Origin of the sequence: Alcanivorax sp. IL3, from assembly GCF_047495465.1 — a bacterium.
Taxonomy (GTDB): Bacteria; Pseudomonadota; Gammaproteobacteria; order Pseudomonadales; family Alcanivoracaceae; genus Alcanivorax; species Alcanivorax jadensis.
Map to the genome: position 1 here is coordinate 1232050 of NZ_CP179931.1, position 13224 is coordinate 1245273.

General features: G+C 46.5%; 16 protein-coding genes. 9 read left to right on the top strand and 7 right to left on the bottom strand.

All coding sequences use genetic code 11. The features are described from left to right. Positions 1 to 68 precede the first annotated feature (68 nt). From ACMG4M_RS05825 to ACMG4M_RS05835, 3 genes are read right to left on the bottom strand one after another with little or no spacing between them, the layout of a single operon-like run. A complete protein-coding gene (locus ACMG4M_RS05825; RefSeq protein WP_414430906.1) occupies positions 69 to 881 on the bottom strand; it encodes a hypothetical protein in 813 nt (270 codons plus the stop codon). Positions 882 to 884: 3 nt separating this feature from the next. Beyond that, a complete protein-coding gene (locus ACMG4M_RS05830; protein ID WP_414430907.1) occupies positions 885 to 1331 on the bottom strand; it encodes a hypothetical protein in 447 nt (148 codons plus the stop codon). 10 nt (positions 1332 to 1341) lie between these two features. Beyond that, positions 1342 to 2064, bottom strand: a complete 723-nt coding sequence (locus ACMG4M_RS05835; RefSeq protein ID WP_414430908.1) for a hypothetical protein — start codon at positions 2062 to 2064, stop codon at positions 1342 to 1344. A 571-nt stretch (positions 2065 to 2635) separates the two neighbouring features. Between ACMG4M_RS05835 and ACMG4M_RS05840 the strand changes: the two genes are divergently transcribed. From ACMG4M_RS05840 to ACMG4M_RS05880, 9 genes are all read left to right on the top strand, one after another. After that, the gene (locus ACMG4M_RS05840; RefSeq protein WP_414430909.1) at positions 2636 to 3688 is read left to right on the top strand and encodes a hypothetical protein; all 1053 of its coding nucleotides are present in this window, start codon (positions 2636 to 2638) and stop codon (positions 3686 to 3688) included. A gap of 145 nt (positions 3689 to 3833) precedes the next feature. Beyond that, on the top strand, positions 3834 to 4115 hold the full coding sequence (locus tag ACMG4M_RS05845; protein WP_414430910.1) for a hypothetical protein: 282 nt from the start codon (positions 3834 to 3836) through the stop codon (positions 4113 to 4115). 3 nt (positions 4116 to 4118) lie between these two features. Then, entirely contained in the window at positions 4119 to 4382 is a 264-nt protein-coding gene (locus tag ACMG4M_RS05850; protein ID WP_414430911.1) for a hypothetical protein, read from the top strand. Between the two features lie 209 nt (positions 4383 to 4591). Next, on the top strand, positions 4592 to 6763 hold the full coding sequence (locus ACMG4M_RS05855; protein WP_414430912.1) for a dynamin family protein: 2172 nt from the start codon (positions 4592 to 4594) through the stop codon (positions 6761 to 6763). Between the two features lie 111 nt (positions 6764 to 6874). After that, positions 6875 to 7066, top strand: a complete 192-nt coding sequence (locus ACMG4M_RS05860) for a hypothetical protein (protein ID WP_414430913.1) — start codon at positions 6875 to 6877, stop codon at positions 7064 to 7066. 37 nt (positions 7067 to 7103) lie between these two features. Next, positions 7104 to 8177: a radical SAM protein gene (locus tag ACMG4M_RS05865; RefSeq protein WP_414430914.1), complete on the top strand. Its 1074-nt coding sequence runs from the start codon at positions 7104 to 7106 to the stop codon at positions 8175 to 8177. Continuing rightward, on the top strand, positions 8167 to 8997 hold the full coding sequence (locus ACMG4M_RS05870; protein WP_414430915.1) for a JmjC domain-containing protein: 831 nt from the start codon (positions 8167 to 8169) through the stop codon (positions 8995 to 8997). Before ACMG4M_RS05865 ends, ACMG4M_RS05870 begins: the two co-directional genes overlap by 11 nt. Continuing rightward, positions 8990 to 9691, top strand: a complete 702-nt coding sequence (locus tag ACMG4M_RS05875) for a hypothetical protein (protein WP_414430916.1) — start codon at positions 8990 to 8992, stop codon at positions 9689 to 9691. Before ACMG4M_RS05870 ends, ACMG4M_RS05875 begins: the two co-directional genes overlap by 8 nt. Further along, a complete protein-coding gene (locus ACMG4M_RS05880) occupies positions 9692 to 10795 on the top strand; it encodes a leucine-rich repeat domain-containing protein (protein ID WP_414430917.1) in 1104 nt (367 codons plus the stop codon). Between the two features lie 228 nt (positions 10796 to 11023). Here the strand turns inward: ACMG4M_RS05880 and ACMG4M_RS05885 are convergent, their stop codons facing one another. From ACMG4M_RS05885 to ACMG4M_RS05900, 4 genes are read right to left on the bottom strand one after another with little or no spacing between them, the layout of a single operon-like run. Continuing rightward, complete coding sequence (locus tag ACMG4M_RS05885) at positions 11024 to 11380, bottom strand: hypothetical protein (RefSeq protein ID WP_414430918.1); 357 nt, start codon at positions 11378 to 11380, stop codon at positions 11024 to 11026. A 2-nt stretch (positions 11381 to 11382) separates the two neighbouring features. Further along, positions 11383 to 11982 (bottom strand): exonuclease domain-containing protein, encoded by a 600-nt coding sequence (locus ACMG4M_RS05890; RefSeq protein ID WP_414430919.1) that lies wholly within the window; start codon positions 11980 to 11982, stop codon positions 11383 to 11385. Beyond that, a complete protein-coding gene (locus ACMG4M_RS05895; RefSeq protein ID WP_414430920.1) occupies positions 11979 to 12746 on the bottom strand; it encodes a metallophosphoesterase in 768 nt (255 codons plus the stop codon). Before ACMG4M_RS05895 ends, ACMG4M_RS05890 begins: the two co-directional genes overlap by 4 nt. After that, positions 12743 to 13180 (bottom strand): DUF6957 family protein, encoded by a 438-nt coding sequence (locus ACMG4M_RS05900; protein ID WP_414430921.1) that lies wholly within the window; start codon positions 13178 to 13180, stop codon positions 12743 to 12745. Before ACMG4M_RS05900 ends, ACMG4M_RS05895 begins: the two co-directional genes overlap by 4 nt. Positions 13181 to 13224: the final 44 nt, after the last annotated feature.

Consider the following 13224-nt stretch of genomic DNA (forward strand, 5'->3'; position numbering starts at 1 on the left):
CTTTTTAGAAGTGTCCGCAGTAACGGGGTAGAACCCTACTAATCTCAGTTACTGTATAAAACGTTAGTTCAAGATTGGAGGGCTGCTCTATTGTTTTCGATCAGTATTCTAACTTTTTCCAGCAACGGAATTTTTTGTGCATCAATCGTTTCAGGGTTAACCTTGCTGGAAAGCTGATCTCGCGGTTTTTCACCCAGGAAGTACTTTATTCTTTCTGCATTTGCACCTGAGGCATGGGGCAGTCCAAAGAGCACTTTGTCCTCCCCGAGAACTCCCTCGGATATTAGCTTCTCGAAAACCGCCACTACAGATTTCCCAAGAGGCACCCATAGTGCTTCTGGCAAAGTGGCGATTTCCTCCTGGAGGCCCTGTTTAGCCTGATTCCAAAGGTATGGGTTGGAAACCATCTGTTTGTCGCCACTATAGTTGGCTTTATCCTTGAAAACCGGATACCTCAGCGCCGATGTGTAGTGCACCAGATCCTGCCGGTCTGTAAATAGCTGCCCGCAGCTGTTGATATCGAGAAGCTCATTAAGCCTGATATGATCCAGCATCTTCGAAATGTTGTTGCGCATTGCTCCTGCGAAACTACCTGTGTTTTTGGCCATTTTAAGTGAGGCGTCGAGATCCATACCCATATCTCTGGCTGAAATTGCAGCTGAAAGAGCCTTGTTAGCCTGTTGCAAGCCAGGAGTAATCCCGCAGATTACGAGCTTTGCTTCTTTGTTGATCCAGTCGAAGGGGGCATAGAACGTTTCAAGCCCGCTATTACCCGAGGAGATGCGAAGACTCTCAGGTAATAAATCCTTGGGGGTGAAACCGGATACTGCTTCCAAGTAACTAATGATCTTGTGATTGTCCATACTGATTCCTGTATCCATGCTTTAATCTTCTTTGATCAAACATTCGCCACGAATGGCCTTTAATGTAGCTGCAACGGTGACGCCCTTGACCGCTCCAGAATCATGATCAACACCAAACACGGCATGACCCGGTTTGATCGACTTCTTCAGCTTTCTCAGTTCTTTCCTTGATCGTCGTACTTTGTGGATCTCGCTGTCTAAGTGGTTCATTGCCTCACAGCTGGCCTCACCAAGACCTACACGTGCTTGTCTTTTTTGTCGGGTGAGCATTTTTTCTCTGTGCAAGAGCTCATCTTCCTCAGAGGCAAGTTTCGTGAATGCTTCCTGGGCCTGGTTTTGGGTAAGGCGGAGTACATAGCTTCGTCCTTTCTGCTCTATGTAGTCCGCGTAACGCAGCAGAATCTCTAAGTAGCGTTCACGAAACCCTCTATTGGCCATTCTGCGTTGGTAATGCAGGCTCATTTCCATATCGCATACCTCAGAAGTGTTCACTGGCAATTTTCAGGAATTGATCGATTGCCGGTTTGGTTCTTAGCAATTGTGAAGGTTTAAACTTCCGGCGACCCTCAAGCCATTTGCTGGCGTTTGTTGTGCTGATGAGTGTCAATTTGCGATCAGGGTTGAATTTTGCACCGAGTTCTTTTGCTGCTAAGTTCCGAACGCTCTTTTCTTTCATGCCTGCTAGTAGGGCTACCTCAGCAATTGATAGGTAGTCTTCTTTTCCGCTATAGGCTGCCCAATCAAGCTTCATGCGTGCTGCAAATTGGTTGAGAACTACCAGCATTGATATTGCTGGCCTGCCTCCCCATGATTCTTGAAGGCAATCAAACAACGCGTTGTAAGAGAGGAAGGCATTCAAATCCAGGCCGAAGTCGAAAAACTCGAGCTCTTCTGCATTAAGCTCTCTCAGATCCCCATTCTCTGAGCGCATCAGAAAGCGAGGGATTCCCTCGATTGCATATAGGTAGAACATCTCTGCCGTATATGTATCGAGTTGGAGGTCAGCCATAACGGCTTTGCCGCTCCTGCGGTCAACCAGCTTTAATACGAAAGGAATGGCTTCCATAAAATCAGACGAGGCATCTTTTATGTCGTCCAAGTAGGTATCAGGGGCTAAATTGCCAACGAAGCCCTCATACTCTTCTCGTATATCTGCTGAAACAGTGTGGTAAGTGTGTCCTGATTCTTTATGATAGTCCATAAATATTCCACCAATCATTCTTTTTGATGTCCGATTTGTGGTTATTATGAGGGCTCGGTTATTTCTGTCAATGAATATTCTATAAAAATGGACAAAAAAGGCAAAAAGCTCATTCTGGCGCCAAAATATGCCTTCAAGGTGCTATCAAGAGGCATAAATGGGCATCCTGTGAGACTGGTTGTTTGGCGGCAATTCGCGGCATTCTTCCTGCAAACTGCTCTCATCATGTATGTGCCGAGTTTGCTCCTGCCAAATCGGTGACCCCAAGAGTTGTCATCGCTAACTCTAGGCAATCTAGGTGTTGATTGGTCTGTATGAATCGCCTCCATTTCTCTAGACGCCTTCCGGGTCAGCAAAATTCCAACGGTAACCTGCGTTGTGATGTGGTTGTTCGCCCTCTAAAGTATGTTTGGTTGAGAAAAAGTCTTAAATCGCCCTAAGTCGCGCCTACTTAGTATTGGTGCGAGGGGCTAAACTTTGATCATAACTGTTTGGGGTTGAGCTGGGGCAGTAACGAGATGAGCCTTTGGAAGTGTCCGCAGAAATTGAGTAGAGCCCCAAGGAAAGGAAGATGATGGCAGTAAGTAATCAGGATGAGTACGCTCCGTTGAGAGAGGTAATGGAACGAGTGGTGGGTGAATATGAATACATCCACAATGAGTGCTGGTTCATGTTGGAGCCTTTTTGTGTTTACTTGGTCAATGCGATGCTGGCGGACGGCATCCCCAGAGATCAGTTGCCCGACCCCCTTTCTGTTTTTCAGCTCTTTTATTCCCTTCACGATGAGCAAAGCAAAATCATTGGTCGAACTACACAAGTAATCCAGGATGTGGTTGATATCCCGGATAGCGAGTACACCGAAACCTTGCAGGATATTTTTCCCTACCAGGTTCAGACCTACGTTCATTGCACTTCCTTTACTTTTCTGGGGGGCGATTGGATTTGGCGAATAGCAGAGGAATTTCTCCCTAGCCTGCATGAGAAGGCGAACGAAGATCTGGCCACTGCTGAGTTCAAGCCTGGTATTGCTTACGGCCGGTGGGCCAAAGACCTCCCCTTAACGAGAAGGTTGATTGAGGGGTACTTTGAAATGATCTCCCACTTTATGCGCTATATTGAGGGCCGTGCTGTTGCTGAAAAGGGGTATGGCAATGCAGAAATGCTGATTGCTACTTGGGGCGGAGAGAATGGGCGGGAGCTGGTAAATCGTGGCGCCGCGGTGAATGCATCAATCGACAAAGCCCAAAATGCTTTCAAGAAAGGCTTTTATATCGAGTGCACGGTGCTTTGTGAGTGCATCATTACCCGGATCATCAATGAAATAATTGTTTCAGTAGGAGGAAAGCCCAAGAGTAAGCTCTACAAGCTGGTTAAAATGTTTGGTCAGAACTTTGCTGGAAACGATGAGGAAAAGAAAGTTGTTCTGGAGACTGACTTTTGGAGAGCGAGGCGGAATCAGGCTGTCCACAACTATGTTACCAGTCAGATCAGCTCGGGGCCGGAGAGCGTTTCAGAGCTGGACAAAGAAACCCGGATGACAGCTGAAAAGGGGCTGGAACTTGCCCTGTGGTATGTGAAGTGGCGTGGTCAGTGGGCTCTAAAGCACATTCTGCCTATTATTTAATGCTCATGTCAGACTGTGTGTGACACCATCGGAGGTAGCCGCATTGATTGCGGGGCCTTGTAATTGACTATTGAACCCCGTTCTATATTGTTCATGCTAAGAACAATGAGACACCCGCAATGGGTGCAAATGGAACGGAGGGGGCATGGCTAGGAAGCCGAGTGGCCTGAGGGCGGCTATTAAAGTCGCCAAGGCTATAGATAGACCATCAAAGAATGCCGAGAGAGACCGGCAAAGACGCATCAAAGCCCGCGAACGTGAGGAACGGGCTGCCATCCTCAGGGCCGAACAGGCCGAACGAGCCAGAATCCGAGGCGTGAAGCAAGCTATCAAAGACGAGGTAGGGTACGCCAAAGAACTCTACCGGGATCGCATGGAAGAGCGCCGGATCACCAAAGAAGAAATTATCGACGAATATATGAGGTAGCACATGACCATCGAGATCATGGGTGTGCTCGCGAGCGTCTATCTAGCATCTATCCTCGTTACCTTTTTTGTGACCAAGAAGTCAGGCGACAGCCAAATCAAGCAATTCAACTCCCTTGGGGCTGCTGTTAAGGCTGCGAATGGGAGATCCAGGCAGGCAGAGTCCGATATCGAGGACATAAGCACCAAGGTTCAGGCTTCGCAGGCCCAATTCAATAGATTCAGCATTTCTGTGATTGGTGCGGTTGGGTCAGTCTCTCGGCTGTAGGAATTTTAACGTATTGATTTTATGGGTTTTTATGGTTTTCGTAGGTGCGAAAAAATTGCTGAGGCATTGGCTGTAGGCGATGCCAGAAAGGGTTTTTTAATAAAAATATGCATCAGGTGCATATTTGAAGTTGACATATCCGGATCGATTGCTGATATTAGTGTCCACATCAATACAAACGGCTGTGCTTACTGGTGGAAGGTGAAAATATGAATCTGGAGCAGATGCGTGAAGAGGCCGGGATTTCTCAAGTTGATATGGCTAAGCAGCTTGGTGTCTCACAAAGCCAGGTTTCACGATACGAAAAAAATCCTGATGATATGCCTCTTCGTGTCTATAAGGAGTGGTGTTCTTACTGTGGTGATATAAGTACCAAAAAACCTCTGGATGTTGGCTCCCCGATGAAAGAGATCACGTCTAGAGTCGCTTTGATCAAAAGCTACATTGATACATCTCCTTCTGTGCCTGAATCTATTTCGGGAGATGAGTTAAAAAAGGCTGGCGCCATCTCCTCTCTTGATGCCTTGGTGGCGTCTTTTGAACGGGTCGCACGAAAGCCTAGAGTGGGCTTGTTTGGTCGTTTTGATATGGGCAAGTCTAGACTTGCTAATACTCTGATGGGTAGCGATAGCCTCCCTTCAAGTTATCAGCCAGCCACTAGTGTCGCTTGCTTGATTCGCCATGTTGACGATAAGCCCCATTGGCAGACCGAAAATGTATGGGTTATGGATCCGGGGTTTGATCTTGATCAGCCAAACAATGAAGAGCATTGCAAGAAGCACAAGTTGATTGGCGGTGGATATGAGACCTTGAGGGAGCATGGAACTCATTCAATGAGTATCAAGAAAAATGCACTTGATGGGGCTTCATCAGCTATTGTTTATGTTGATTCAGACTTTTTGAAGGGCTGTGACCTCATTGATTTGCCTGGTTATGGCCATGGAAAGGGCGATGATCAGCGTGCTGAAATGGCAAAAAATATCGTTGATGTCGTGATCTATGCATCAAATGTGACTAACTTCATGAACGAGTCTGATTGTGCATATCTGGGGCAGCTTATCGAGCATCTACCTATAAATGTAGATCGAGAGGATTCGGAGGGGGGGCTCAGTAACCTATTTATCGTTGCTACTCGTGCCGACACCGCCAATGGGGAGTATGAGTCAATTTTGGATATTGCAGCTCATCGAGCTTACGACAGCATTGGCCCTCGTCTAGAGAGTAGGGGTAAGGATGCTGGAGGGCTTGTGGGTGAGAACGAATTCAGATCCCGCTTTTTCACTTATTCAGTTGAAGATCAGGGGTTGAGAAAAAATTTCGAGAAAAGCCTTTCGGGCCTTCTTTGTTCAGTTGAGCCCAAGAGGCAGCTTCTTCGGGTTGAGCGGGTGATTAAAAATGCGAAATCTTCCAATGTGAGTGGCTGTGAGAAGCTGATCAACAGTATCGAGGTGGCACTAAAAGACCGAAAGCTTGCTCAAAAAGAGGTTGGCAAGGTTCTTGAGAAAGAAAGTGAACGAATTGAGAAAAAGAACAGTCATGTGAATAAAATTCGCTCATTGATATCGGAACTTGAAAAAGAATCTTTGGATGAGGCTGCTAACGTTGTTTCTAGGTGGTCTGATGTTGACCGGCTTGAGACGGTGATAAAAAACCGTTACATGGATAAAAAATCGGGAAAAAAACTAGCGCCATCTTTTGTGGCTGAGTCAATGAAAATTGATATTAATGATGTTCTCCAGGCTAAAAGCCAAACCCTATCTGATGAAGTTGATGCTTGGCTGGAAAGCTATGACGTTAATGTGGAGGCGAGTTCTTCATTGAGTGATCAGTGGTCATTTAATGCAAGGGGGGCTTTTATTGGATCTCTAGCCAGTCTCGGCACTTTTGGTGCGCTGGCTGTGTGGGCCAGTGCTGCTGCTGCAGGGAGCAATCTTGGTGCATATATCCTGATTGGCCAGATCGTTTCTGCGCTTTCTTCTATTGGTATATCCCTTGGGGGAACTGGTGCTGTTTTCTCGGTCATCGCCGCTCTCGGTGGCCCCATTACTGTTGGGTTGGGCCTGGCGGTTGCAGTGGGGGTTATTGCCGCAGCTTTGTTGGGTGATTCTTGGCAGCGATCACTCGCCAAGCAGATAAGAAAGGGGATGACCAAGAATAATGCGCAAGGTGAAGTGCGGACTGCATTGAGCAATTTTTGGTTTGATACTCTCAGAGGCTTTAACTACGCAGTGATTGAGACCGAGAATGACTACTTGGAAAAGCTTGACTCTCTGAGAACGATTGCATTCTCAACTGACGCTCTTGAGCTTGAAAGTAAACTTCAATACTTAAAGGAACTACGTGATTTTTTCGCCGGAATTCCCTGGAAAGCGATAAGTTGAGGCTGTAGTCTCACTCATCAGGCTCTATGAGAAGCTCTAAGAAGCCCTTCACGGGGTGAGATTGGGGTCTGTGAAATCGCAGGAAGATTAAAATTCAATATGGAGAACTTTATGACACAGGTTCGTGTAGAAGAAAAATCAAAATCCAGTGAAATGGATAAAATCTTTATCGCTGAAAGTCGTCCTCGTTTTGAGGAGGCCCTAGCAAGAATGTCTAAGGCAGATAATGCAAAAATAGATAAAGGTGAAATTGATGATTCTGTTATGCAAGACAGTTTTGGCTCATGGTACGAGTGGGACTGATTCTGGCTTTTTCCTTTGATAATGGAAATCTAAAATAATGACTAAAAATGGTGTTGGTGAAGTTGTTGAAATGGCTTGTGAAGAGCATCCAAGGGGGTTCCGACTAAAGCAGGCTTATCTTCTGCTGACTAGGCAGTGCAACCTCTCGTGTAGCCACTGTATTCGATCATCAACACCATTTAACACTGAATTCATGGATTACCAGCTTGCGCTACATGTTATTCGTGAGCTGGTTACCATTAGTGAGGACTCCGTGCTGTTGATTAGTGGCGGGGAACCAACTTTGCATAGGGATTTTCAGTCAATAGTTTCTTTTGCTTCTGAAAAATTCAAACAGGTGGTAATCAACAGCAATGGATTGCGATTACGCCCATTGCGCGAAGTTGCAATTTTTCCCACTGTTAGTGTGCAAATATCGATCGATGGTGGAAAGGCTGAGCACGATGCTATACGCGGAGAGGGGACGTTTGAGCGTACGATTCGAAATATTAACGAGCTCGCAGAAAGTGGGCTGAGCGTTACTGTAGCTACAACAGTGACCAACTCGAATATTGAGTCTATTCATGATCTTGATTCCGTGCTTGAAAATATTGCGTTCGAACGCTGGAATATCAAGCGAGTTGTTGGGTCGGGTCGAGCCAATGATGCGGACGATATTAGCACAGGTAAGTGGAACGAATTTGTCGGGTGTATAAAGGTTAGCAGCAAGAATAAGAAGCGGTTAAGAGTTTCTTATATGTTCTCAGATGAGAGCATACGTTCTGCCGGCAGTGTTGAAGAAAGTACTCCCAGTTACTCTTCAAACTGCGGAACAGGTAGATCCAAGTTCTACATCAATCCAAATGGTACTGTATATCCTTGTGCGTGTATGGAAGATCGAATTGTCGCCAGTTTCAAAGAACAAAATATTAGAGAGATTGTAGGGGTGTTATCCCAGCAGGAGATTGAGCCTCATAAATCATCTGTTTGCCGCGTATGTCCGGCATGGCAAGCTTGTCGTGGGGGGTGTCCTGGTGCAGCCATGCGTACCTTTTCTCCATCACTTGGCGATCCCCGCTGCCCATTGGCAAGTGCTGGTCGTGAAGATGCAGGATTGCTAAATGTTACTTGAAGATTTTTTTCGAGAGAGCAATGTTGCTGACTTCTTTTCTGAATCCTGGGGGAGAAAACCATTGCTTCTCCCAGCTCCAAAATTGAATGTCTCCAATCCCGAAGGGTTGCTTGAACGTTTGCTAAATCTTCGTCGGCTTAGATATCCGCAAGTTCGTGTTCTTAACGGAGGTGGGGCGCTCAATCCTTTGCTTTATACCGCGTCGACTAGATATGGCTTTAATGAGGATATTATTGGTGAAAAAGTGTCATCGCTCGCTGTTGCACCAAACACTATTAAGATAGAAGACTTGGAAAGTCTCGATGAAGAGTTTGGCGAATGGGGAAAGGCATTGAGAGAAGTGTTTAATTCAAAAATTACGCTGAATGGATACTTTTCTTTTGGCCCTAGTGAAGGTATTCCTGTTCACTATGACCCGCATCATATATTCGCCGTGCAACTCTTTGGAGCTAAAGATTGGATGCTTGGGAAAGAGCAGGCAGAGCAGTATCCTCATCAAGCATTCACAATGGAGGGCGGGGAGGTAATTCCTCCTAGCATTCCGATCAAACTTGGGGAGGGAAAAATGCTCTATCTACCACCCGGGAGAATGCATTCTGTCCGCACCAATGATGTTTCTGTTCATGTCGCAATCGGCGTTCATACTCCTCGGTGTTTTCAAGGTGTTTCTTCATTGTTAGAAAAAGCAACTGCTCTTCATCCTGAGTTGCGCTCAGAAATGCCATTCGTTGTTAGCCAGAGCGGTCTTCAGTTTAAAGATCTAAGAAGGGAGGAGTTAGAGGCTATTTTCGAGATTGTAAAGTCTGGTTTGAATGAATAGTTCAAGTTTACCTGACATAGAGGGTTTTCCCCCAAGTCTGATAAGCTCTCTCAGAAGCCTTTGGTTTTCTGTCGATTCTCCGTTGGCTCTGTATCTAAGAGGTAGCGCAATTGATCCTGGTGAAACTAATCCTTGGGATGTTGATTTTGTTCTCATTGTTGGGGGGGATAAAGAGAGAGCATGTAAGGTGGCTGATTTTACGTCGCTAACTATCATGGAGCGTTTTCCTGATTTTCCTCCCGTTGATATTAGTGTCTTGTGCGAGAGTGAAGGCAGTGACAGTTTTATTTCTGGTATTTTGCTTTTGTCTCATAGTAGTAAACTTATTTTTGGAAAGGATTTTCGTAGATCGATTAATGATTTCTGTAACTTAAAGGATAGGGTTGTTAATTATGCGCTTTTATCAGCCTCAATTAGGCTGGAGTCATTTGATGATTGCAAAGACCAGGTAGAGAAGAATAAAAGAGCTCCGCACTTGGCTAAATCAGTTCTTAGGTTGGGAGGGGTGATGAGAATTGATGAGGCTCTATTCTCAAGGTTCCCTGTTGAGTGTTCAGAGTGGCTCCTTGCCAGGCACCCCAATTTGATTAATGACGTTTCTGTTCTTATGGAATCTGTTGAAAAGAAAAAAGAAATCACGGGGATGGGGCGCTCCTGCCTGTCAATTATAAAATCTGTTTCTGAAGCCATATAAATGAATGATAAAGGTGTTGAGGTTTTCGGCGGTGAGCGGTGCGGGAGAGTCGCCACTGTTTTGATTTCTAAAGGCTTCCGGCCGTGGGTTTTTTCAATATGCTCAGATTCGAGGCTCCAGCAAGGTTTGGAGTCCCGTTTGTTAAGTCTTCACCGGGACGATGCTCCTCGCCAGATTGTTATACTTGGTGATTTTAGGACTCTTCCTCCTGAAAAATGTCCCGCCTCATTCGAGGCAATAAGACTAATTGCTAAGGCTTGCGGTTACTTCGGTTGGGTTGAAGTTTGCTGGGTTAATGGCGAGAGTATTGATCCTGAAAATAATTTTGCGATGGATCTCGATTGGCATAGATATAATTTCGATAATTTCATGGAGCCCGCCGTTAATCCAATTGATTTTAATGTCTTATTTCCAGAGGAGCGATCGGTTATAGAAGAAATCGTTTCATTGGTGGGGGCGTATCCCGCATTAAAAGTAACGGAAGGTGGTCGAGTTCGATTGCTGGATTTCTCGGACGGAAAAGAATACCGTCGTAGCTTGATCTATGCTCTAGATCGCTGCAAATTGAAGATTTTAGGTTCTCTGCTTCTAAAATTTAAATTTCTAGACTCTTTAAGGTTTGGCTTTTCTGGTTTAAAAGATTTGTCGTTTTTGTCGGGTTTAAGAGGCCTGAAGTTCCTTGATGTAAGAGGGAATCCAAAAATAGACATGTCGTCTATCTTGGAAATGCAGTGTTTGGAGAAGCTTAACGCGGCTGCCTGCGAAATTGAATTGGTTCCTGATTTTATTGAGAAAATGTCTTCCCTTAAGACGCTGTTGTTACACAAAAACTTCATTGGTGACGTTTCAAATATTAGCTTTCCTCCTGGTCTTGAGAGGCTTTCTTTATACAGAAATAGTGTTAAATCTGAATCGCTTGATTTGTCTCGCTGCATGAATATTGAAGAAGTCAATATTGGAGCTAATCCATATCGGCGAATGGCGATCAGCCTGAAAAGCGGAGCAATAAAGATGGACTTGATTATTCGTAACTCCAGTAAGCATGTGACTATCAATGGTGTCGATTTGAGCGATATGCACTCCGTAAACGTCATTTATAAGTGATCGCTAAAAAGCTCCACATAAAATTTCTTGGATTTATTAGAGAAAGGAAAGTCAAGGAAAAGCACCCGGATGGGTGCTTTTTGCCGCATTAATCTGACTCCTACGCGTAATGGCGAATTGGTCGATATCCGGGCGACAAGAATATAATACTAGCCGACTATAGCTTTGACATGATCATTTCTACTCGATCACTGTAAGAACGTAGCTTTCATATTTGTGAGCGAAATCTTACGTTCTTTCATGCTCCTTGCACCTCGTGACGTAATATCCATCAATACAAACCATGCTCCCAAGCCCCCCGCAAACATCGCAAATTCGTGCGGAATATGCCTCTGCCAATTTGATGAGCCCTCCGTGATAACTTGAGCAAGCCACCGCGTAGAAGCGTAACTTCCCGAATTTCTCCTTCACCTGGAGTGCCTTAACTTCCGATCCGCCTTGCTCTGTGCTTTCTACGAGCAGGCGGCATAGGGTGTCAACGAGTGGAATCCAGCCCGGGCCCACGGCAACCGGGTAAATGAACTGGTCATGATCGAACAGGCTCGGATATTTCTCTTCTAGGGACTCTTTGGGAGCTTCTGACATAGCTATTTCCTCTCGCCTGGCTCTGGATATGGCGTCCACGTGGCTGCTGCATGGTTGATCAGTTGTCGGGAGATACCGGGTAACAGCTTTGCGATGTTACGAACGTCATCGATGCCTCGGTGATGTGTTCCCTCTGGCTGGATCCCTGCATATTCCAAAGCCCGGGTCATTCCTCTCGGAGGGATACCTTGGGATCTGGCCCAGAGCCGCTTCAGGTTGATGTGGGGTACACCCAGGAATGTAGGAGCAGCGCAATGTCTAGTCTTCTCCTCAAGCAACTGATTTCGGTCGTAGTTGCCCCAAGATCCCCAAACTAGCGCTCTGACCCGTTGGCCAAGCCATTCATCCACGAGCTGGCATGCTTCCGGGTAACCCGGGGCGGTATCTACGTCTGATTGGGTGATGGTTGTCAGTTCTGTGCAGAATGCAGTGAGGTTTGGATAGAGGAGTGGTTTCACGAAAGTGCTGAAATCATCCACTACCGTGCCATCCGACGCGACAAGAGCACATCCGATCTCAATGACTTCCTTCTCAGCAGGCGCAGTATGCTTGTCCCTCCAGCATGTTGCCTCCAGGTCTACAATCAGAATGGGCCGGCTCATTTGGCTTTAACCTCTTTCAGATCGATAATCAGGCTAGGGTTAAAGCCTGTTTCCTGGCCGGGATAACCTGCGGGGTTGGTCACAAGGCGGGTTTGCTCGACACGCGTGTCCAAGGCCGCGTGTGTATGCCCGTAAAACCAGTAGTCCGCTTGTGCCACCAAGTGGTCTAAGTGTGAGCAGTAAGCATTACTAACGATGCTGCCTTTCCATTTCGGATGTACGGATCGCAGCGATGGGCCATGATGGCTTACGACAACGGTAGTTTCGTAGTCGCCTCGTTTTTGTAGGCTTTCTTCAAGCCACTCAATAGCATTGCCGTGCAGCATTTGCGCATGGCCGGGGGAAAATAGTGCCTCTCCGTACCTGATCAGGTGGTGATCAGACATAACGCGGCGGATCTGGTGCTCAACAAAATACGGGTGTTCCCCCGTTAGCTGGAAGTCAGTCCAGAGGGTGGTACCGAGGAATAGAACCCCATCAAGTACCAGGGCTTCATTGTTCAGGTAGTGCACCCCGAGCTTCGTCGACAGGATACGCATTGCTATATCGTGACTCAGTAGCTCGCTGCCGTAGTACTCATGATTGCCTGGAACGTAGATGACGGGTACTCCAAGCCGTTGTGACTCCTCCGCCGCCCATCTGATCCCGGCCAAGTCAGTATCAATGTCTCCCGCAAGGATCAGGATGTCGAAATCAAGATCCTTCACCCGGTACGGAGCATCCCTATGCTCATTGTGAATGTCCGTTAACAAATGAGCCTTCATATGGAATCTTGAATCCTTGCGGCATGATCCAGGGTCATTCGCATGCGGTACCCCTTTCCCCAAAGCACATAGAGTGTATTCCCGGTTTCAATGATCCCGTTTCCGATATCTTTCGTGACAGGAGTGCTAAACACGTGGCTACCCAGTGGCCAGCGCTCCCGGAAGTCATCAATCAAAAACTGTGAGTACAAAAGTGTGGGGTTAATCCCATTCGCTTCTAGCTGGGCCGCCTGTCTTTCATCCAGGTCGAGGTCGATGATGACCCAGGCTCCCACGATGCAAGGCGGCTTGCTGGAAACGGACTGAGCCTCAGCGATAACCGTCTCGACATCCTTGCCTTCGTAGTTGGAAAACAGAATCTCTTCCGCCGAGCCATTGAGATCAAACTGTGATCTGAAGTGCTGGAGGTCAAAGATGGGAATGAATGGCAGCATGGTCAATCCTTAATCGGTGAGTGCCTTTTGACGCTATTCTTCGG

Excerpts from the sequence above, each read along its gene's own strand:
- ACMG4M_RS05825 (WP_414430906.1), bottom strand. The coding sequence starts at position 881 with ATGGATACAGGAATCAGTATGGACAATCACAAGATCATTAGTTACTTG.
- ACMG4M_RS05830 (WP_414430907.1), bottom strand. The coding sequence starts at position 1,331 with ATGGAAATGAGCCTGCATTACCAACGCAGAATGGCCAATAGAGGGTTT.
- ACMG4M_RS05835 (WP_414430908.1), bottom strand. The coding sequence starts at position 2,064 with ATGGACTATCATAAAGAATCAGGACACACTTACCACACTGTTTCAGCA.
- ACMG4M_RS05840 (WP_414430909.1), top strand. The coding sequence starts at position 2,636 with ATGATGGCAGTAAGTAATCAGGATGAGTACGCTCCGTTGAGAGAGGTA.
- ACMG4M_RS05845 (WP_414430910.1), top strand. The coding sequence starts at position 3,834 with ATGGCTAGGAAGCCGAGTGGCCTGAGGGCGGCTATTAAAGTCGCCAAG.
- ACMG4M_RS05850 (WP_414430911.1), top strand. The coding sequence starts at position 4,119 with ATGACCATCGAGATCATGGGTGTGCTCGCGAGCGTCTATCTAGCATCT.
- ACMG4M_RS05855 (WP_414430912.1), top strand. The coding sequence starts at position 4,592 with ATGAATCTGGAGCAGATGCGTGAAGAGGCCGGGATTTCTCAAGTTGAT.
- ACMG4M_RS05860 (WP_414430913.1), top strand. The coding sequence starts at position 6,875 with ATGACACAGGTTCGTGTAGAAGAAAAATCAAAATCCAGTGAAATGGAT.
- ACMG4M_RS05865 (WP_414430914.1), top strand. The coding sequence starts at position 7,104 with ATGACTAAAAATGGTGTTGGTGAAGTTGTTGAAATGGCTTGTGAAGAG.
- ACMG4M_RS05870 (WP_414430915.1), top strand. The coding sequence starts at position 8,167 with ATGTTACTTGAAGATTTTTTTCGAGAGAGCAATGTTGCTGACTTCTTT.
- ACMG4M_RS05875 (WP_414430916.1), top strand. The coding sequence starts at position 8,990 with ATGAATAGTTCAAGTTTACCTGACATAGAGGGTTTTCCCCCAAGTCTG.
- ACMG4M_RS05880 (WP_414430917.1), top strand. The coding sequence starts at position 9,692 with ATGAATGATAAAGGTGTTGAGGTTTTCGGCGGTGAGCGGTGCGGGAGA.
- ACMG4M_RS05885 (WP_414430918.1), bottom strand. The coding sequence starts at position 11,380 with ATGTCAGAAGCTCCCAAAGAGTCCCTAGAAGAGAAATATCCGAGCCTG.
- ACMG4M_RS05890 (WP_414430919.1), bottom strand. The coding sequence starts at position 11,982 with ATGAGCCGGCCCATTCTGATTGTAGACCTGGAGGCAACATGCTGGAGG.
- ACMG4M_RS05895 (WP_414430920.1), bottom strand. The coding sequence starts at position 12,746 with ATGAAGGCTCATTTGTTAACGGACATTCACAATGAGCATAGGGATGCT.
- ACMG4M_RS05900 (WP_414430921.1), bottom strand. The coding sequence starts at position 13,180 with ATGCTGCCATTCATTCCCATCTTTGACCTCCAGCACTTCAGATCACAG.